Below are 21,195 nucleotides of genomic sequence, written 5' to 3'. Positions count from 1 at the left end.
CACGAGGAACACAAGGCGGTATTTCGGCATTCCCTCGTGAACATCGTGTTCTTCGTGGCTAAGCTAAAGCACGCTTAATAGATAGCAGAATTCATTTCGCCACAAAGAGCACGAGGAACACAAGGCGGTATTTCGGCATTCCCTTGTAAACATGGCGTTCTTCGTGGCTAAACTTATGCACGCTAAGTAGACACCAGAATTCATGTCGTCACAAAGAGCACGAGGAACACAAGGCGGTATTTCGGCATTCCCTTGTGAACATTGTGTTCTTCGTGGCTAAACTTGCGCATGTTAAATAGATAGCAGAATTCATTTCGCCACAAAGGGCACGAGGAACACAAGGCGGCACTTCGGCATTAAAGCGGGACGTATACAACCTTCTTCGTTTCGAAAAATTCTTCTTTGAAGAAGTCAGACAAGTTGAACACTTGGTGGATTCGTTTTACTTCGGCAAGTTCTTCGTCGAGGTCTCCGCCTTTCAAATATAAGATCCCGTTATCAAGTGTGTGGGTCGATGTGGTCTTTACCTTCTTATTGATCCAACCGTAAAATTCTTTCAATCGTGTTACGGCGCGGCTCACGATGAAATCATATTCTCCTTTGATTTGCTCCGCTCTGATTTGTTCTCCGCGCACGTTCTTAATGCCTACGCCTTCAGCAACACCATTCACGACAGTGATCTTTTTTCCTATCGAGTCGACAAGGTGAAATTTTGTTTCAGGAAACATGATCGCCAGGGGAATACCTGGGAATCCTCCTCCCGTACCAACATCTAAAACTTCCGCCCCTGGATTAAACGACATTACTTTGGCAATGCCTAGCGAATGCAAAACATGGTTCACATAAAGATTCTCAATGTCCTTACGCGAAACCACATTAATCTTATCGTTCCAATCACGATAAAGATTAAACAATTTTCCAAACTGGTCTTTCTGCTTTGCTGTAAGATCCGGGAAGTAATCAAATATAATTTGTGACGTAATCAATTGGCAGTAAGTAATAGTGACTTTGTAACCTTCCATCTTTTCTTATGAAGACGGAGGAAATAAACCTTTGTATAATTTGAATTCAGAATGGGCGTGCCATCTTGAAACGTGACGACTTTACCTGAGAGTAATACGAACGCAGATTGCTGATCTGTAAAGAGCGGCAGCGACGCGCGTTGAAGTCGAACTATTTTGTTCATGTACTTCTGATGCGCTGAGTCTAACTTTGAATTTGTATCGATGCCGGTAAATGGATCACGGTCTGCTATTTCGAACCGATAGACATTCTTTTTATCCCATCGCTTGATCGTAGACGTTTCGAGCTGCGAAATAAGGTGCGTTGTTGTTTTATCATCGAAAGCAATTGTTGTGTCGACGGTGCTGAATCGTTTCAACCCTTCGGTGATGGCAAGGAGTCTATCGTTGTCAATGACTGAAGATAGTTTAACAGCGTCGTCGGCAATTAATGCAGCTTCCAAAATAGCATAACGTTCTTTATCGCCATTCGGTGACTGGGCCAATAACAAAGTGGTATTGACGAGCGTAATAAAAAATACAATGAATACCCGCATGGGTGTTGCGTTAGATGTGGTCGCGCTTATTCTTTACCATTTCGAACATCAGTTCACGCGCGCGGTGAAGTTGTGCTTTTACCGTTCCCAGCGGCGCATCGAGCTCTACAGCGATTTCCTCGTACGATAGCTCATGGAAGTAGCGAAGTCGTACAAGTTTTTGATACTTCGGTGGCAGCTTGTCTACGAATACTTGAATCAACTCAGCTTTTTGAGCTTTGATCGTTTCTTCTTGCGGATCCAGATTTTCATCTTCAACGTCTATTGATACCGATTGACCGTCGTCGTCGGTGAATGAATTGTCGATGCTAAAGGTGTTGAGCTTCTTCTTTCGAATGAAGTCAATCGTATTATTCGTTGCTATCCTAAAGAGCCAAGTGCTGAATGTAAAATCTTTTTTGAAACGATGAAGGCTTCGGAATGCTTTGGCAAACGATTCGATGGTTAGATCTTCGGCGTCATCTACGTTACGCACCATCTTTAAGATCATGTGGTAAACGGGTCTTTTGTAACGCTGGAGTAGTCGTGCATATGCTTTATCGTCGCCATCGACAGCAAGATCGATCAGACGAAAATCCTCAAGCGCTTTGGTGGAAAATCGGCTACCTTCTTCTTCTTCTAGTTCTTCCATCGTACTTTCTTCGTAAATAAAGCCACAAGGCCGGTGACAAGATAATAAAAGGCATAAAGAAAATCCAAAGGCAATATTGCCCATGCCTCAAACCGTTGCCCGAGCTTGCGGGCACTGCTATGAAATGCCCAGCCCTCCAATAAGAGTCTGACAATCAGTACCCCCATTACAATGTAGCGATGTTCCGAAAAAATGGCTAGCGGTAGTCCCGCAAACCACGTGAGAATCCACGTGAGCGTAAATAGCCCCAGTAAAAAACGGTGTCCTAAACGGTAATGCTTGCCAACGGAGAGGTGTCTTATCTTTTGATTAAAAAATGCTTTCCAGGTCTCCTTGGGAAAGGTGAGCACCTGAGCATTTGCATTGATGACAACGGCGGTATTCTTTTTAGTAGCCAAATGATTAACCAGGAGGTCGTCATCACCCCCCGTCACAGCGAGCGAACTATTGAATCCTTTCGATTCCAAAAACATAGAGCGGCGGTAGGCCAAGTTACGCCCAACGCCCATGTAGGGATTTCCTAACCAAGCAAAGGAAAGATATTGTATCGCCGTGAGTAACGATTCGAACCGCACAAACAAATTAAGGAAGCCAGGCTTCTTTTGGTATGGCGAATACCCAAGCACAAAGCTCTTGTCAGTAGCAAACTCAGAAGCCATGAGCGATAGCCATTGGCTACTCGTTGGCCGGCAATCTGCATCCGTAACAACAATCCACTCATAGTGAGCAGCTTTTATACCCAACGTCAGTGCGTACTTTTTGCTATTCACGTGTGGCGGTGTCCGATTCACGTGCACCATCCGAAGACGGTGATCCTTCTTCGTTTCTTCTAAGAGCAAATCAAAAGTTCCGTCATTCGACCGATCATCGACGACGATGATCTCAAACGTAGGGTGGTCTTGCTGAAGGAGTTGCGGAATCAGTTCTCGGAGATGCGTCTCTTCATCATGCGCGGATATGATAATAGAAATCGGCAACGCCTGCGTACTTGCCATTGCCGACGCCTTTCGTTGATCACGACCGAACGCGGTAAGGAAAGTAATGAAGTATCCTAACTGAACAGCGGCGATAACACAAAAGGCAATGAATAAAATAAGCAAGGGCGTCGGATTTGCGCACAAAGATAAACATGCCTTGCAACCTTAAACAAGACTGTAAGGATTCTTTAACATTCGAACCAAAAATACAACGCAGGCTAACCGCTACTCTTGGCTAACCGATTCGTTAGGATCAACATCTTGCCCCGGTTTACGGTTCTCAATCTCCTTCTGAAGATCCTCCGGACGCTTGATATTTAAATCGTTATAGGCGTCTTCGGTCGACACTTTTTTCGACAGACGCTTATCTGATTCTACATTCAAGTTTACCACGGGCGAAGATGTACCGGGTAGATTCTGCGGCGTGATCGGCTCAGTTGATCTTTTCGTCTTTCTCATAACCTTTATCTTTTAAGATGAGTAAGAAAAACAGATGCCTTGCCGATTGACAGACCGATTCATGTTGGAGTGGAAGGCTGAAGGCAAAAGGAATTAAAGATTTTCGCCTTTCGGCGTTCTGTTTTCCTGCGCCCGCTTCTCCATCTCCTTGTCGATAGATTGCTCGTTTTTCTTCCGTGGATTTTCCTCCGCGCGCGATGCTTGCTCAGTCTTTTGATTCAAAGGACCGGCCTGAGGCTTGGCCTCTGATTTCGGCTTCTGTTCGTTTTTCATAGTGTTTTTAATCTATGAACTAAAACTTGATGCCGATTTTCTCGACGACTGTTCCTGGTTATCGTACGCCGTCCAAAAGCGCAAAGAAGGATTTTTTCTTCTTAATCATCCTGTCGATCGTTACCGTACTATAGTAGCTCGCTAATACGATCAATGCTTCTTGATACTCTCGTTGGTACTTTAAAAAATTAAGATACTGTCCATAAATATCACGATTCATCTTGGCGTGCATGATCGTACCATGCATCACTTCCTCGCCATCCAGATAATATCCGAATGCTTGCGGACCATTTTTCTTGAAGACGTAAGTTTTATCATTCATGATGATCTTCTCCCCTACGGATGCCACAACGCGCGAGTCGCGCTCCAATGCGTAAGGCTTTCCATCCTGGAATTTCAACACGTACTGACGACCATCGAATGATAAATTCAGCTGCTTAATCCCATCGATGGTAACGACCCTTTCTTCGACACTGAATTGATGTCGTCCGGATTGCAGCCTCGATAATGCAACACCGTCGATAGTCTTATTGCTGTGCACGAGCTCAAGGAAAGTAGTGTCTTGGGCCATTAACACCGACGACACGAGTAGTAAACAAATAAAAGAGAGGTACTTCATAAGGGTTTTGATGACGTAGCGAAAGTAACGCATACGGTCGAATATATTGACTGAATGCGGATACAAAGTGTTCAAATACGAACAACGATCACGACATCAACATTTGATTTTTGGGCCAACTTCTATGATCTAGGCACTTGGCACAGTTCTTATTCCTACATTTAGGAAAATACTCTTTCAATGAAAAAATACCAGCTTGGTGAGTTTGAAGAAATTGTAATGCTCACCATTGGAATCCTTTATAAAGAAGCGTATGGTGTGGCCATAAAAAAGGAAATCGAAACAAGACTTTCACGCGATGTAAGTATGGGTGCAATGCATACTGCGCTGGTGAGACTTGAAGACAAAGGGTATATCAAATCATTCGACGGTGAAGCCACAGAAGAACGCGCAGGACGGCCGCGCAAATACTTTCAGATCACGGCACTCGGAAAAAAAGCAATGACGTACACCAAAGAAACGAGAGATAGTCTTTGGAAAGCCGTGCCGAAGGTCGTGTGGGAATTGAACGGAATATTCCAATGAGAAACAACCCACCCCCTTTCTTCCATCGCTTCTTCCAATGGTATTGCAAGCCGAAGCTTCGCGATTTCATTGAAGGAGATTTAATAGAAGAGTATAACGAACGCATCCGCACATTCGGAAAACGCAAAGCGGATTTTCGTTTCGCGCTGGATGTAATCAAACTATTTCGCCCCGGTATTATTGGGCGTGATAAAAACTTCAATCGTATCAACAATCTTGCTATGCTACAAAACAACTTCAAGATCGCATTTCGGAATCTTCAGAAAAACAAAGTATCGAGTGTTATCAACATCTTCGGGTTAACGACGGGGATCGCATCGTGTTTGCTCATCATGCTTTTTATTCAGTACGAACTGAGCTTCGATAAATTTCAAGAGAAAGGGAATAGGATTGCGCGCGTCATTATGGAGTATAGTTTCGACGGCGCACCTGATTCACAAAAAGGAAATTTTACCAGCACCAAAGTAGCACCGGTGTTCAGTCGCACCTTTCCTGAGGTAGAGCGTGCAGTACGCATCAGCGATCTTTACACGATCGTAAAGCATGGTGAAGAACTGATCACCGAAAAAGAATTCTTACACGTAGACTCTTCCTTCTTCGACCTGTTCCATTACGAGCTTGTAAAAGGAAGCGTTGGAAAAGCATTCCATGGAATCAATAAACTGGTTCTCACAGAATCAACTGCCAAACGTTACTTCGATTCGGAAGACCCCATTGGGAAAAGTTTGCTCATCGGCACGACAAGTACACCTTACGAGGTCGTCGCGGTTGTAAAAGATTATCCGACAAACTCGCAGATCAAATTCGACTTCCTCGGTTCCTTTTCTTCTATGGGCGCCAATCAGGAGTCAACTTACTACAATGCCAACTACACAACCTATCTGTTGTTACGCGACGAATATGCGCTGCCCACCCTACAAGAAAAGCTTCATCCGTTCATGGAGAAAGAGTCGAAGGGAACAGGATCGCATATGCGTTTTTTCCTTGAACGTTTTAGTGATATACATATTTATTCACCCTACGACGCTTTTGTTCCCAATACAAGTCTTGGCTATATGTACATTGTCGGTGGCGTTGCATTGCTGATCATCATCATCGTATGTTTTACATACGTCAATTTGTGTACGGCAAGATCTGTGGAACGTGCGAAAGAAGTTGGAATCCGAAAAGTATCCGGTGCGGCTAAAGCCCAATTATTCTGGCAATTCATCGGCGAATCTTTTGTATTGTGTGTACTGTCCCTGATCACAAGCCTTGCCGTTGTCGGCGCTGTTCTTCCTTTTTTTAATCAACTCGTGGGCAAACAACTCACATTCGACGGTCTTTTAAATCCGGCGTTTTTACTCGGAGCCTTTGGCGTTACGATCACCATCAGCTTTCTCGCAGGCGCCTACCCTGCACTCATCCTCTCTGGACTACAACCTGCTAAGGTGTTGAAGGGAGTTTTTAGAAATACGAACTCAGCAAAGTGGGTTCAGCAATCGCTCATTGTATTTCAATTTGCTATTTCAATCCTTCTTATCGTTGCCACCCTTGTTATCCAAAATCAACTGTATTTTATTCAGCATGAAAAGCTCGGATATGATCGCGAACACGTTGTTCAGCTGAGAATCAATTGGGATATGCCACACGATAAGGCGGAAGTGCTGAAGCAAGAATTAAATGCTATCCCGGGTGTAGTGTCTGTATCACGTTGCGGCAATAGTCCTGTGCGCATCATTAGCGGATATACGATGGCGAAAGGATGGGCCGAGAATGATGAATTTATGTCCGTCAATGCAAATCCGACAGATACTGACTTCTTGAAAACGACCGAACTTGAACTTGTCACCGGTTCTAACTTCACTATACAAGACATGAAAGATGCCGGTGTCGAAGATTGGGAAAAGAAACAATATCATTTCATCATCAACGAAAGCGCTTGTCGTAAACTGGGATGGACACCGGAAGAAGCCATTGGACAAAAAATGTTTGTCAATCGCCCGGGATATGTTCGCGGCGTGATGAAAGACTTCAATTTTAAATCCATGCACGAAAGCATTGCGCCATTGGTGTTCTTTACAGAAACTACGGGCTCTGTCGTGCTCGTTAAAACAACCGGCACTAACATTCAAGAAACACTTGACGCCGCAAAAGAAAAATGGAAGACCTTGGTCCCTGAGCGTCCATTCGAGTTTCAATTTCTCGACGATAGTTACAATCGTCTCTACGAATCAGAACAACAACTTTCGCAAGTGATGAATGTCTTCGCCGCGATTGCTATCATTCTTGCAACGCTAGGGCTATTCGGACTATCGTCTTACATGATACAACAGCGAACAAAAGAGATCGGTATCCGCAAGGCATTGGGTGCGAACCTCAGCAGCTTATTAGTAGCGCTCTCTGGCAATTTTCTCCGCTTAGTCGTGATCGCGATTTTGATCGCGTGCCCTATCGGCTATTTGGCAATGAAACAATGGCTGAATGGATTTGCTTATCGCATCGATTTGCAATGGTGGATATTCTTAGTGTCGGGCCTGAGTGCATTACTCATTGCTGCTGTTACCGTCAGTATTCATAGCATTCGTGCGTCGCGGGCAAATCCGGTGAATAGTTTGCGGTCGGAGTAGGGGGATGCTGTGATTCAGGAGTCGGAAGTCAGAAGTCAGGAGTCAGAAGTCAGGAGTCAGGAGTAAGGAGTCACTGTCTAAGGGTAGAAGCGGAAAGCTTAAAGCTTTGCTACTTTGTGTGACTTCGCTTGTAGGTTCTTATTACATTGTCGCCCTGTTTCGCGAAGCGGCTACGCAGACGAAACGAGTGAAATGATCACATAAAAAAGGGCTTCCCGTACCACCGGGAAGCCCAACCAAACCAAATATAACCTTACGTAGGAGGTTAATCTTTAGCCCACCAAACTTTGGTGGCAATAGCATCAGCACCTTGTCTCTTAACAGCATCTTGTACATTTGCTGTGTTGAGCTTGGCTTCATTGCTCGAATATCTCAAACGTTGTGGGTAGTTTTCCCCCAAAGATCCGAGGTAGTAAATGTCAATATCATTATTAACGGCGCTCACAGAAGTTGGGTAGCCCGTTTTTCTAACAGTTGCCCATGCTTCAAAGCCGTTACCAAAATGACTCACCCACAATTGCGTTGCAACTTGAGCGACCTGTTGTTCCGTTGTACCAGCCAATGTAGCGATGTCTTCATCTGCAATGAAATCACTGGCATCACCACCGGCCACGCCAAATTGCGCCATTGATAATGTAATACCAGCTTTATAATGTTCATCAGCAGTTTTTGAAGTGTTATAACCCTTCAACTTCGCCCATGCTTGTAAGAGCTCAGATTCAGCAGGTGTCATCACCCATCCTGGCATCATGTCTATTGTGCGATCCGCATTACCGGTAACGTAGTCAGAAGGCATTGAGAACAAATTAGCGTTTACTAAGCTATAGATGTTGCCGTTCAACCTTGCAGGCTGACCGATATAGTATTGGTTAGCGGCAAATGTGATTGTGTTTTGCGCTGTCGTAATATCCTCCGAATAGCTCACACCCGCATTATCCAATTGATCCTTGAGGAAGTCATAGTACTTGTCAAACTTTGCATTGTCGGTTTTCGGGAAAGCGATGGCGCCTCCGGCAGCAGGTTTTGCGAACTTGGACAGGCGTGGGTCGTTGTTATCACGCAACACGTCGATCATCGACTTACTTACTGTCCATTTAGAGCCTAGTCCACCAAATGTCCACCAAACGTTGTTGTAACCGTCATCAAGGAATCCTTTTTGAGCGACATCCTTGTTTATTTTAGCAAGGTCAGTAAGATCTGATAGGAGTGGTGCTGCTAAGCTGGCCTTGATAGCAGCGTCTGCGAAATCAGCACCTTCGGCACCAAGAGCGCGAAGGCCCATCCTTAACCTAAGTGTATTCGCCAGTTTCTTCCATTTATCAAGTTTACCACCGTAGATCAAATCATCTTTTATCAACAAATCGTTGTAGATAACGTCTGAAGTCTTATCGCCGAGGATGGAAATTGCAGTAGCAAGATCAGCAATTGATTGACGGTAGATTTCCTTCTGCTCATCATACTTCGGAGCAAGCGTTACGCCGTCAGCAACTTGTGTATATGGAATATCGCCGAAAGAGTCTGTCATCAATTGATAATAGAGTGCCTTCAGCGTTAAGCCAATTGCGTAAAGATTTTCATTTTCTTGCGCACCGCCTTCACCTACAATTTTCAAGTACTCATTGATGTTTGCAGGAACACGAGTGAAATAATCTCTCCAGTACCAATCAGTATAGTCAATGTTGTACTCATAGCCGAGGCCATCATTCCACCAGCTACCATTAAATCCAAAACGGAAATGATCCGCGAACCGATCTGCGTGGATCAACTGTGCCCGCCACCACACTTCACGATCGGGACTGAACGTAAAACGCTCTATTGTACCAATAAATCCTGTTGGAGATGCACTTGATGGCGTGATGGCGTTAGGACGCTCATTCAGATCATCAAAGCCACTGGTACAGCTTACCAGCGCAATAACAACAAGCACAAATATGCTTTTGCTGAATATAGATGAAATTTTGTTTCTCATGATTTGATCAATTAGAATCCAAGATTTAAGTTAAATCCTAAGCTACGTGTAGACGGTAGGTTGTAGTAGGCTACACCCTGCGCGTTGCCCGTGCTATAACTAGCTTCTGGGTCGAAGTTATCTGTCTTCTTATACAGGAAGAACAAGTTTCTTGCTACAATCCCTAAAGAAGCAGACTTAAATGGAAGTTTAAGGTTAGCTACTGGCAATGCATAACTAACGCTAAGTTCTCTTACACGGAAGTTCGTTGCATCTTTGATGAATGGCGTGCTTATCGCCCCGGCAACACCTTGATAGTATTGTTGCGCTGTAATCGTAACATTATTAGCTGTTCCGCTTTCAAAAACACCATCAACGAGAATTCCGTCTTCGCGACCTCCTAAAGTCTCTTCAGAAACTCCGTTTGCCCAAAGGCCACGATCTGTGAATGAATATATTTCACCGCCAATGCGGCCATCAATAAGCATTCTTACATTGAAGCCTTTATAAAGGAAGCTGTTTGTAAAACCGATGGTTGCTTTTGGTTGGTAGTTACCGATTATCTTAGCATTTGTTTCCGCCATTGGGACGCCTTGTGCATTAACTACAATTTGACCATCCTTACGCAAGTAGTCGAAACCGTAGATATCACCAAAACCACCACCTGCAGTCGCAAGAATTGAAATACCACCGTTGTTGATGATACCTAGCTGATAAGTTTTCAACCCATCAACTAACTTGTCGAGTTTGTTCTTATTGTGTGCAAAGTTTACAGAGACATCCCATGTGAAGTCGTCGTTCTTGATTGGCGTACCACCAATCATCAATTCGACACCTTTGTTACTTACTTGTCCGACGTTTTTGAAAAAAGTGCTAAAACCTGCAGACTCAGGTGTTTGTAATGCAACGATCTGATCTTTTGTTACGATGCTGTAATACGATGCGTCAACATACACTCTGTTTTGGAACAATCTAATTTCTGCTCCAAATTCAGTAGAGTTAGATGTTTCTGGTACCAAGTTAGCATTCGGCACATCTCTTGGAACAGATAAGAAAGCAGTTGTCAAATAACCACGAGGATCCAGTGTATACACGAAACCTGTACGATATGGATCTGTGTCATTACTTACAGATGACCAGCTCACTCGTGCCTTCAAGAAGCTTAACACATCGCTATTCACGTCAAACATATCGGAAGCAACCCACGACAAACTTGCTGATGGATAGAAGTACGATCTATTGTTTGCTGGTAAAGTAGAGGCCCAATCGTTTCTTCCCGTTACATCTAAGAATAGGTAGTCACTGTATCCTAATTGCATAGAGCCGTACCATGAATTCACCTTCTTTTCAGAAATGTCATAGAATGGAATTTTGGTGCTGGCACTTTCTAAAGTAACCGCATCTGGATAGCGTAAGCCGGAAGCATCAAATCCGAAATTTTCGTATTTGTTATAGCGCATGCTTGCGCCAATATTCATTGTAAAGGAGATTTTTTCCGAAAGATCCTTATTGATCATGATGAGACCGTCGACATTGGTTTCGGTGTATTCAGGCGTACGTTTTACGAAGGCACCTTGTGCAACGATTGGATGGTAGTAAGGTCTGAGTGTAAAGGTTTTTTGAGTGGTGAAGTCCGTACCTACGCGACCGAATACCGACAACCAATCATTGAATTTGTAAGTAAGCTTCGTAAAGCCCAACACACGATGTTTGGTATCTTCATTTCTGGACTTATTAGCAATCCAATATGGTTGATAACCACTGCTCGTCCACGATATAGGAGAGCCATTTGGATTTTGATAAACCTTTTCCGCATCGCTAATCGCCACGTTTCTTGGCATATTGAACACCATTGTGGTGGTGTTTCCAAGATCACTTTCACCTTGCTCCGGTCTGTTTTTCGCTTCTTGGAGGAAGTAGGTGATTTTTGCGTCGATCGAAAGTTTAGAACCTAGCTGCGCAGTTCCACGAAGATTGAAGTTATTCTTCGTAAGTCTATTGTTTGGCAGTATACCTTTCGAATCGAAGTTTGTGTAAGAAAGATAGAACGTTGCAGGCCCAGTACCACCTTGCAAAGAGATTGAATTGCTAAAGGTTCTTCCCGTTTCAAAGAAATCTCTTACGTTATCTTCTTGTGCAGTGTACGCTTTTGTTTCGCCAGTGTAATAAGGCTTCTCACTTCCATCGAGAGCAGCACCCCACGAACCCGGTTGGTTTACGAGATCACCTACCGATGCAGGTGCGACACCATTTGTACCTTGACCATATTTGTTCTGAAACTTAGGAAGAACAAATGGGGTCTCAAAAGTTGCTGAAGAGTTGATGTTTATTCCTAACCCTTTCGCATTACCTTTTTTGGTGGTAATGATGATAACACCGTTTGTTGCGCGAGCACCATAAAGAGCAGCCGCGTTTGGTCCTTTGAGGACGGTCATACTCTCGATGTCGTCAGGATTGATATCGGAAATACCAGACCCGAAATCCGAAACGTTATATTGACTTGTTTGGGCGCTGATGCCACCAGGCCCAGAATTATCGACCGGGATACCGTCTACCACATAGAGTGGTTGATTAGCACCTCCGAGCGATTTGCTACCTCGGATCACAACACGAACTGATCCGCCTGGCCCTGTGCTACCTGGTGTAACAACCACACCAGCAATTTTACCTGCAAGACCGTTTGTTACGTTGCCGGTTTGGATGGTTGTAAGCTCATTGCCTTTTAAATCTTGCGCTGCATATCCGAGCGTCTTCTTTTCACGTGAGATACCTAGAGCAGTAACGATAACCTCATTTAGCGCAGTTACGTCTTCCTGAAGCACAACGTCGATTGTGGTTCTACTTTCAACAGCGATTTCTTGCGTCGCAAAACCGATAAATGATACAACCAAAATAGCGTTAGGGTCACCAGCATTGATTGTAAATTTTCCGTCGGAGTCCGTACTCGTACCGTTGCCGGTTCCTTTAATAAGCACTGACGCTCCCGGCACAGCCGAGCCATCAGTCGATGAGGTGACTCTTCCTGTCACCGTCTGACCAAAAGCCGCGGCGCTCGTCAGCAGGAGCAAGGCCACGACCTGTAGTAAACATCTTTTCATTGAGATTTGGGTTTGGGTTAAAACTTTGTTGTCCGTTTTTCGACTGGTCCAATACATTGTTGGGCCGTTCGAGAGTGTTAAAGTAGAAAGTGCTTGAAATAAAAGCAAGAAAAATTTTAATTTGTGTACGCACACACTTAATTTGTGTGCGAAAACATTGAAAACACGATTGCGATGATCGTTTTCGATTCAAATAAAAAATTGATTTCTTTAAAGATATGGCGCTCAAAAACATCAGAATCAAGGATATTGCCAAGCTTGCCGGCGTCTCGGTAGGAACTGTGGACCGTGTGTTACACAACAGAGGCCGGGTTTCCGATGAAGCCCTCAAGAAGGTTACATCCGTAATGGAGCAGATCGATTACAAACCCAACCTGATCGCTCGCACCCTCGGAACCAATAAAAACTACCATATCGCGGCGCTGCTACCCGATCCGAATTCTGACCCGTATTGGAGTCAAGCCAATACCGGCATCATTGCCTCTCAATTAGAATGGGAACAGTATGGTATCAGAATCGAACCATTCTTATTTGACCTCTTCGATAAAGAATCTTTTCAGCGACTCGCGAAAAAAGTTTACGAGGCAAATCCAGACGCCATTCTGGTAGCACCAATCTTCTACCACGAGGCGCTTCCCATCTTCGAACTCTTTAATGAGAGCGGAATTCCTTATGTACTGTTCAATACCAATATTCCAGAAGCCAGACCTTTAACCTTTATCGGTCAAAACCTCTATCAAAGCGGACGCGTCGGTGCTGAGCTTATGCACATTGGACAACACCATTCTGGAACACTCGCCGTACTCCACATCGATGAAGACATTCATGAGTCTGTCCACTTATTAGAAAAAGAGCGCGGCTTCAGAGCATACTTTAAAGAGAAAAGCAAAATTGATTTTAACATCGTCGACTTTACACTCAACGTTAAAGACCCAACATTCTCCGATCGATTGAAGACGCTTTTAGATGATCCTACTTTAAAAGGAATCTTCGTGAGTACTTCGAAAGGTACGGCCGTTGCGGCATCGTTCCTGGCTCAATTCGGTAAGCGTGAAATCAGAATGGTGGGCTATGATATGCTTGACGAGAATCTCAAATATCTCCGTCAGGGCACGATCGATTTCCTCATCAACCAAAACCCAAAACGTCAAGCATCGTTGGGGATCAGTCACCTTGTAAATTATTTGATGTTCAAGAAGGGCGCTCCTGACACGGATCTTTTCCCTTTAGAAGTAATCACGCAACAGAATATCGATTCCTATACAGGATCAGGTATTCATTAGTGTAGAGACTTTTAACAAGGTCCTTTGGCCACAGGCTCCGTTATCTCGCAGATGACGGAGCTTTTTGTTTATCGGCATAACGAAGCCTTAAGAAATTGGGTGCACCACTACGCTCCATCTTCACACTGCGCATCTTTCAACGAGGCGCCAAGAATTGTGGCATTCAAGGTTTATTTATCCTGCGCTCAACGATTAAATCCTAAACTTTTAAGCCCGACTTCCTATTTTTGCAGTCCATGAAATTTCAACTGACAGCAACAGATCCACGTTCCTGGGCACGCGCAGGCACGCTTCAAACCGACCACGGCGAAATTCAAACGCCCATCTTCATGCCTGTGGGAACTGCAGGATCGGTGAAAGCTATTCATCAACGTGAACTAGAACATGACATTCAAGCACAAATCATCCTTGGCAATACATACCACCTCTATCTAAGACCGGGTACTGAAATTCTGGAAAAAGCCGGCGGACTCCACAAGTTTAACGGCTGGAACAAACCTATTCTTACGGATAGCGGTGGATATCAAGTATACTCCCTTGCTGAAAATAGAAAAATCGTGGAAGAAGGTGTGACCTTCAAATCTCATATCGATGGATCGAAACACCACTTCACACCGGAAAGCGTGATGGATATTCAGCGCACCATTGGCGCCGATATCATTATGGCATTCGACGAGTGTACACCCTATCCATGTGAATACCGATACGCTAAATCATCGATGGGGCTCACGCATCAATGGTTGAAGCGCTGCGTGGAAAGAATCCGCACCACAGAACCAAAGTACGGTTATGAGCAAGTGCTATTCCCCATCGTACAAGGAAGTGTCTTCAAAGATTTAAGAGAAGAGTCTGCAACATTCATTGCGTCGCAAGATCAGCCTGGTAACGCCATCGGCGGTCTCTCTGTTGGGGAGCCGCACGAAGATATGTATGCGATGACGAGTCTTGTGTGTAGCATACTTCCGAAAGAAAAGCCGCGCTACCTGATGGGCGTAGGCACGCCTGAGAATATTCTTGAATGCATCGCTTTAGGTATCGACATGTTCGACTGTGTGTTGCCGACGCGTAATGCTCGAAACGGTATGCTGTTCACGACCGAGGGCATCATCAATATTCGGAATGAAAAATGGAAATCGGACTTCTCTCCGATCGATGCAGCGCTTGGAGGTTATGCCAGCACGTTTTATTCGCGAGCGTACCTCCGACATTTAGTCATCAACAAAGAGATTTTAGGCGCGCAAATTGCATCAATCCACAACCTGACGTTTTACCTTTGGCTCGTGAAAGAAGCACGCCAACAAATTATCGCCGGTACGTTCGCCTCTTGGAAGGAAATGATGGTGAAGAAGGTGAGTAGGAGGCTTTAGGGATTGGGTATTGGGTATTGGGTATTGGGTATTAGGGCTTTGGGTATTAGGGCTTTGGGGATTAGGCATTGGGGTATTGGGCATTAGGTATAGGGTATTGGGAAATTGAAATAACACAGACATCTAAAGAACTAACTTGAACACTTACGCCCTGAACACTTGAACACTTTAAAATGAAACTGATCGACAAATACATTCTGCGGCAATTTCTCAGCACGTTTTTCTTTGTGGTGTTGATATTACTTGCTGTGATCACCGTGATCGATCTGACCGAGAAGATGGACAAGTTTGCCAAAGCAAATGTTTCTAGCGCGCAAATTGCATCTTACTATCTCGACTTTGTCATCTGGATCGCGAGTCTGCTCACGCCCATTACCATTTTCATTGCAACGGTATATGTATGCGCACGCATGGCAGGGCGGACAGAAATCATCGCAATACTCAGCAGCGGCGTTTCGTTTAGACGATATCTGTTTCCTTTCTTCATCGGGTCGATACTTGTCGCGGGCATTAGCTTCGCCCTTAACGGATGGGTAATCCCTAATTCGAACAAAACACGTCTTGCTTTCGAAGTACAGTATTTGAAGTCTAAATATTATTTCGATAAGAAGAATATTCATATCCAAGTCTCTCCGAACGTATACCTGTACATGCAGAGCTATAACAACAGCAACATGACGGGCTACCACTTTACGATGGAGAAATTTGAGAACAACAAGTTAATTGAGAAGCTTGTCGCCAATCGTATTCAATGGGATTCTGTCAAACAGAAATGGAAGATGAAGGAATGGCAGATCAAAAGGATAGAGAATATTTTTCATCCAACAAAAGATGGGCAAGACAGTGTTCGCGCGACAGATTTGATTGGCACTGAAGATCGAGATACCGCTTTAGTAATCCACCCGAAAGAATTTGAAAGCGATTACCGTAAGTACGACGGTATGACCATAGGAGAGCTTAAGCACTACATCGGCACACTAAAAGCGCGAGGCTCTACAGGCGTTGAAGCGTATGAAGTGGAATTGTATACTCGATATGCAGCGCCCTTCACAATCTTTATTCTTGTATTCATGGGCGCCATTGTATCGTCTAGGAAAAGTCGTGGCGGAACAGGCGTTCAAATTGCGCTGGGATTTTTGCTTTCATTCGTGTTGATCATTTTCGTTACCGTATTCCGAACGTATGCTGAGAACGGCTCCGAACTGCTCACACCAGCACTGTCTGTTTGGATTCCAAACATCATCTTTGGAAGCTTAGCACTCGTCATGTATAAATACGTTCCGCGTTAATGGCCTCGACGAACGATTACATTAAACTTCACTTCATCGTTTTCCTTTGGGGCTTCTCGGCAATCTTAGGAATGCTCATTACTATTCCCGCGGTTGAAATGGTATTCTATCGTTCCATTCTCGCGGCAATCGGTATGGCCATTCTAATCGCTGCAACGAAAGGATCTTTTCAAATTACTACCACAGATCTCATCAAACTTCTCTTCATTGGCTTCATCGTCGGCGGCCATTGGATTGCTTTCTTTGGATCAGGGCGCATATCGAATGTATCCGTCAGCTTAGTTGGGTTTGCAACGAACTCTTTATGGGCAGCATTGCTTGAACCTGTATTCAACAAAGTACGCATCAAAAAGACAGAGGTCTTCTTAGGCCTTCTCGTCATCGCTGGGCTGTACATCATTTTCTCCTTCAAGTTCCAATATAAACTCGGATTACTCCTCGGTATTCTTGCCGGGTTCTCTTCAGCATTATTTTCAGTGTTCAATTCAAAGATGGTCCGTCGCGTTCCAGCTTATACCATTACGTTTTATGAAATGATTGGCGCGGCATTATTCATTGCATTGTTCCTGCCGATTTACAAGATGACGTGGGCAAGCAATCATGAGCTTCAGCTAATTCCTACAACGATGGACTGGATATACATCGCACTTCTCGCAGGTGTGTGTTCCGTATATGCGTATTCTGTTGCTGTTGAACTCATGAAAAAAATCAGCGTGTTCATGCTTCAACTTGCATTGAATCTCGAACCACTCTATGGCATTATTATGGCCCTGATAATTTTCAAAGACAAAGAGAAAATGGGCGTAAATTTTTATCTCGGTGCCGCCCTTATTGTAAGTGCCGTGTTGCTTTATCCCGTTTTGAAGAAAGCTAAAAGCGGAAAGCAAAAAAGTTGAAAGCTGAAAGCAGACAGCAGAAAGTTGAAAGTTGAAAGTTGAAAGTTGAACCATAAAAAAATGCTGAATCTTTGATTCAGCATTTACGGTCTATTGTCGAATACTAAGTGCTAGTAGGCTCGTACGAGTTTTCCTTCCATGTAGTTCACATATGAGCGGTTGACGACTTTCATACCGCCAGGCGTTGGATAGTCGCCGGTGAAATACCAATCGCCGAGATGAAGTGGACAAGCTTTATGAAGATTATCTACTGTTTGAAACACAACCTCGAGGTCGGCTTGCATATCGGCAGGTCTACAAATGTCCGCGATCTTTTGAGAGATCTGATCATCTGTAAATTGCTCGTAAAGTTGTTTGATGTAGTTATTCTGACTTTGGTGCCCGCGTGCGCGTGTACATTTTTCGTATACCTCGCCAAGCAAGTAGTCTTTTCCTTGCTCCTTCAACAGCGCGATCATAGCACGGAAAGCGATGAAGTCGCCCATACGGCTCATATCAATTCCGTAGCAATCAGGAAAACGGATTTGTGGCGCTGAAGACACGACGACGATCTTCTTCGGCTGAAGGCGATCCAACATTTTTAGAATACTCTTTTCCAACGTAGTCCCGCGAACGATAGAGTCGTCGATCACTACGAGTGTATCTACATTTTTACGAATTACTTCATACGTTGTATCATAAACATGCGACACGAGTTCGTCGCGATGTTCATCGTCAGTGATGAACGTACGAAGCTTCACATCTTTCAATACCAACTTTTCAACACGTGGTCTGAAAGAAATTATGTCTTCAACAGAATCAACCGATGGTTTCCCATCAATAATAATTTCTTTTTGTTTGTTTATCAGATATTCATCGATACCCGCCATCAATCCATAGAAAGCTGTTTCAGCGGTGTTGGGGATGTATGAGAATACGGTGTTCTTTATATCAAAGTTGATAGAGCGCAGTACTTGCGGAACAAGCAACTTCCCAAGTTGCTTTCTTTCCTTATAGATATCTGGATCGTTTCCACGAGAGAAGTAAATGCGTTCGAAACTGCATGATTTTTTCTCGCCTGCTTTTATGATCTGAAATTGACCATAGTCGCCATTTTTATTGACGATCAAAGCATGACCTGGTTTGATCTCTTCGATTTGATTATAATCAATATTGAATGCTGTTTTGATCGCTGGTTTCTCCGAAGCAACCACAACAACTTCATCGTCGGCATAGTAGTAGGCAGGACGGATTCCATTTGGATCGCGAACGACAAAAGCAGAACCAGAACCAGTCATGCCTGCCATTGTATACCCGCCATCAAAATCTTTACATGCTCTTTTTAGTAAGCGATGAAGATCGAGTTCGTTCTCTATGATTTCAGATACTTCGCGGTTGGAGAATTTGTCTTTGTATTTCTCGAAGATGTTTTGAACTTCTTCATCCAGGAAGTGACCGATTTTTTCCATCACGGTAATCGTATCAACTTTTTCTTTTGGATGTTGTCCGAGATTGACGAGAATATCAAACAGTTCATCAACATTGGTCATGTTGAAGTTACCAGCCATCACCAAGTTTCTACTTCTCCAGTTATTCTGACGAAGGAAAGGATGAACATTTTCAATGCTATTCACGCCGTGCGTTCCATAGCGAAGGTGTCCTAACCAGAGTTCCCCGCTGAAGGCAACGTTTTCTTTCAACCATTGCTCATCACGGAATTTATCCTTCCCTGCTTTTTGCGCCTTCTTATATTTTTTACTGATTTTCTTGAAGAGATGTGCCACGGGTTGTGGCTTGATTGAGCGATAGCGGCTAATGTAGCGGTGTCCTGATTCAACGTCGAGTTTGATGTTGGCGATCCCCGCGCCGTCTTGTCCCCTGTTGTGTTGTTTTTCCATCAGGATGTACATCTTGTTCATGGCATAGGTAGGGCCATACTTTTCGATGTAATAAGAGAGCGGTTTACGAAGTCTGATAAACGCTACGCCGCACTCGTGAAGAATCTGGTCGCTCATGTTATGGTTTCCGTTGTAAAATCGCCGTCGCCATTAAGTTAAAAAAGCGATCGTAAAGCCGTTATCCTGCCCACGATCTCCTCCACTTTGATAACGCCAACGAATTAAAGTACAAAGTTAATTTTATTAATCCATCCCATCAATAATCCGGGCGCGAAGAAGATTAATAATAGCACTATAACCAGAATGAGTCCTAAAAGATTTCCGATGCTACTCCGTCCAATAAAAGAATCGTAAGCGACCGGCGAAGACGTGAGAATATTCGTTTTTGGAGTCGATTCCCAATTTTTTATGAATGCGAAGTAGGGAATTCGCAGATAATAAAATAGTGAAACCACGGTATTGAGGAGTCCAAAAATGAATAACCAGAGAAGAATTTGATCACCACGATGCGCGTGATTTGAATAGGATTCCCACAAAGCAGAAAAAATAAAAAGCTTAGCCGTAAAACCGCCAGTAGGTGGCAACCCTGTAAGCGAAATAAATCCAACCAATAAGAAAATCGAAGGCCACAAATATTTAGAACCAGCATTTTGATAGGATGCAATCGTTGTAAATCCACGAAGTTCAAAATACTGCAGATAATAAAACACAAGAAAATTCATCAGCAGATAAATCGTGCTGTAAAAAATCATAAACTGAAGCCCGGATGCCGAAAGCGCAACCAATCCTACCAGCAAAAATCCAGACTGCGCGATGGAAGAATATGCCATCATCCGTTTTGGATTCTTTTGTACCAGCGCAGAAAAATTGCCCACGGTGATGGTAAGAATAGAAATGAGCGCAAGTGCGTGCATGACAGCAGGATTTCCGTTATCATAAGGAGACACGATGACGAATCTTACCAGGATAGCAAGGCCAGCGAGTTTGGGTACAACAGAAAAAAAAGCAACGATGGGTGTAGGCGCAGCTTCGTACACATCGGGCGCCCATGGATGCATTGGAACGGCAGCAATCTTATAGAGAAAACCTGCCATCGAAAACACCACACTGACGACCAGTAATGGCGACCACGGAACCGTAGCAAAAAGATCGTCTCTTCTGAAATCAAGTGTTCCAAACTGTCCGTAAAATAACGAGAAACCGTACAACATCACCGCTGACGCCACTGCACCGAAAAGGAAATACTTGAAACTTCCTTCCGAACTTTTTTTATTGAATAAAAATCCAGCGAGCGCATATGATGGCAGCGATATTAATTCCAGCGACAAGAAGACCATCAGCAAGTTCACACTGCTTATCAGAAGATGTCCACCAAGAACGATCACGACGATCAACAGATAGTACTCTGATACAAACCGCCTGCGTTGCTCTAATCCTTCTTTCAATTTATCGGCGTGAAGAAAATAAGGCCACGACATGAGCACCGTTAATATTCCACCGAGATCAAGTAAGAAACCCATGTAAGAACTGAAATTGCTCACCACAATCATCTTGCTGAAAAGCTCGTGAGAGATTTCACTTGTCAGTGGAATATCACGAAGGTATTGTGCATAGGCTACGGCCATCAGCACCAATAAAGCGACAGCACTTATTTTATGAATATCATTGGTGAACAAACCAATGATCAGCAACAGCACAACACCACCGCCAAGCATAAGCTCTGGCGTAAATACACGGAGACCCGTGATGATATCTTGCAACGATAGGGCTACACTACTCTCCATCG

At 44.0% G+C, this 21,195-nt stretch carries 17 protein-coding genes; 6 read left to right on the top strand and 11 right to left on the bottom strand.

The features are described 5' to 3' along the window. Positions 1 to 356 precede the first annotated feature (356 nt). From rsmG to DQQ10_RS17435, 7 genes are all read right to left on the bottom strand, one after another. A complete protein-coding gene (gene rsmG / locus DQQ10_RS17465; protein ID WP_112748179.1) occupies positions 357 to 1,022 on the bottom strand; it encodes a 16S rRNA (guanine(527)-N(7))-methyltransferase RsmG in 666 nt (221 codons plus the stop codon). Beyond that, positions 983 to 1,558 carry a hypothetical protein gene (locus DQQ10_RS17460; RefSeq protein WP_112748178.1) on the bottom strand — a complete coding sequence of 192 codons (576 nt, stop codon included), beginning with the start codon at positions 1,556 to 1,558 and terminating at the stop codon, positions 983 to 985. Before DQQ10_RS17460 ends, rsmG begins: the two co-directional genes overlap by 40 nt. 10 nt (positions 1,559 to 1,568) lie before the next feature. Continuing rightward, complete coding sequence (locus tag DQQ10_RS17455; protein WP_112748177.1) at positions 1,569 to 2,189, bottom strand: RNA polymerase sigma factor; 621 nt, start codon at positions 2,187 to 2,189, stop codon at positions 1,569 to 1,571. Beyond that, complete coding sequence (locus DQQ10_RS17450) at positions 2,177 to 3,289, bottom strand: glycosyltransferase (protein WP_245970451.1); 1,113 nt, start codon at positions 3,287 to 3,289, stop codon at positions 2,177 to 2,179. The genes DQQ10_RS17455 and DQQ10_RS17450 overlap by 13 nt, the downstream gene beginning before the upstream one ends. A 102-nt stretch (positions 3,290 to 3,391) precedes the next feature. Then, a complete protein-coding gene (locus DQQ10_RS17445; RefSeq protein ID WP_112748176.1) occupies positions 3,392 to 3,625 on the bottom strand; it encodes a hypothetical protein in 234 nt (77 codons plus the stop codon). Between the two features lie 93 nt (positions 3,626 to 3,718). Next, entirely contained in the window at positions 3,719 to 3,898 is a 180-nt protein-coding gene (locus DQQ10_RS17440; protein ID WP_112748175.1) for a hypothetical protein, read from the bottom strand. 58 nt (positions 3,899 to 3,956) lie between these two features. Further along, entirely contained in the window at positions 3,957 to 4,517 is a 561-nt protein-coding gene (locus DQQ10_RS17435) for a hypothetical protein (protein WP_133259687.1), read from the bottom strand. A gap of 180 nt (positions 4,518 to 4,697) precedes the next feature. On the opposite strand from DQQ10_RS17435, the gene DQQ10_RS17430 reads away from it, so the two are divergent. Next, positions 4,698 to 5,042, top strand: coding sequence for a PadR family transcriptional regulator (locus DQQ10_RS17430; protein WP_112748173.1), 345 nt, complete (start codon positions 4,698 to 4,700; stop codon positions 5,040 to 5,042). Next, positions 5,039 to 7,651, top strand: a complete 2,613-nt coding sequence (locus DQQ10_RS17425) for an ABC transporter permease (RefSeq protein ID WP_112748172.1) — start codon at positions 5,039 to 5,041, stop codon at positions 7,649 to 7,651. The genes DQQ10_RS17430 and DQQ10_RS17425 overlap by 4 nt, the downstream gene beginning before the upstream one ends. A 265-nt stretch (positions 7,652 to 7,916) precedes the next feature. Here DQQ10_RS17425 and DQQ10_RS17420 read toward each other — a convergent pair whose 3' ends face one another. Continuing rightward, entirely contained in the window at positions 7,917 to 9,620 is a 1,704-nt protein-coding gene (locus DQQ10_RS17420; protein WP_112748171.1) for a SusD/RagB family nutrient-binding outer membrane lipoprotein, read from the bottom strand. Between the two features lie 11 nt (positions 9,621 to 9,631). Next, complete coding sequence (locus tag DQQ10_RS17415; RefSeq protein ID WP_165823984.1) at positions 9,632 to 12,697, bottom strand: SusC/RagA family TonB-linked outer membrane protein; 3,066 nt, start codon at positions 12,695 to 12,697, stop codon at positions 9,632 to 9,634. Positions 12,698 to 12,915: 218 nt separating this feature from the next. On the opposite strand from DQQ10_RS17415, the gene DQQ10_RS17410 reads away from it, so the two are divergent. The 4 genes from DQQ10_RS17410 (at position 12,916) to DQQ10_RS17395 (ending at position 17,532) form a co-directional block, all read left to right on the top strand. Then, positions 12,916 to 13,980, top strand: coding sequence for a LacI family DNA-binding transcriptional regulator (locus DQQ10_RS17410; RefSeq protein WP_112748169.1), 1,065 nt, complete (start codon positions 12,916 to 12,918; stop codon positions 13,978 to 13,980). A 236-nt stretch (positions 13,981 to 14,216) separates the two neighbouring features. Then, on the top strand, positions 14,217 to 15,347 hold the full coding sequence (gene tgt, locus DQQ10_RS17405) for a tRNA guanosine(34) transglycosylase Tgt (protein ID WP_112748168.1): 1,131 nt from the start codon (positions 14,217 to 14,219) through the stop codon (positions 15,345 to 15,347). A 173-nt stretch (positions 15,348 to 15,520) separates the two neighbouring features. Continuing rightward, positions 15,521 to 16,636 (top strand): LptF/LptG family permease, encoded by a 1,116-nt coding sequence (locus tag DQQ10_RS17400; protein WP_112748167.1) that lies wholly within the window; start codon positions 15,521 to 15,523, stop codon positions 16,634 to 16,636. Continuing rightward, the gene (locus tag DQQ10_RS17395) at positions 16,636 to 17,532 is read left to right on the top strand and encodes a DMT family transporter (protein ID WP_112748166.1); all 897 of its coding nucleotides are present in this window, start codon (positions 16,636 to 16,638) and stop codon (positions 17,530 to 17,532) included. Before DQQ10_RS17400 ends, DQQ10_RS17395 begins: the two co-directional genes overlap by 1 nt. 110 nt (positions 17,533 to 17,642) lie before the next feature. Here DQQ10_RS17395 and DQQ10_RS17385 read toward each other — a convergent pair whose 3' ends face one another. Both DQQ10_RS17385 and DQQ10_RS17380 read right to left on the bottom strand, forming a co-directional pair. Continuing rightward, on the bottom strand, positions 17,643 to 19,526 hold the full coding sequence (locus tag DQQ10_RS17385) for an amidophosphoribosyltransferase (RefSeq protein ID WP_112748165.1): 1,884 nt from the start codon (positions 19,524 to 19,526) through the stop codon (positions 17,643 to 17,645). Between the two features lie 104 nt (positions 19,527 to 19,630). Further along, positions 19,631 to 21,193 (bottom strand): NADH-quinone oxidoreductase subunit N, encoded by a 1,563-nt coding sequence (locus DQQ10_RS17380; RefSeq protein WP_112748164.1) that lies wholly within the window; start codon positions 21,191 to 21,193, stop codon positions 19,631 to 19,633. Positions 21,194 to 21,195 lie beyond the last annotated feature (2 nt).

Source organism: Pseudochryseolinea flava, assembly GCF_003286915.1.
Taxonomy (GTDB): Bacteria; Bacteroidota; Bacteroidia; order Cytophagales; family Cyclobacteriaceae; genus Ohtaekwangia; species Ohtaekwangia flava.
Note: the sequence above shows the minus strand (reverse complement) of the source record. Positions and strands in the feature narration are given on the sequence as shown.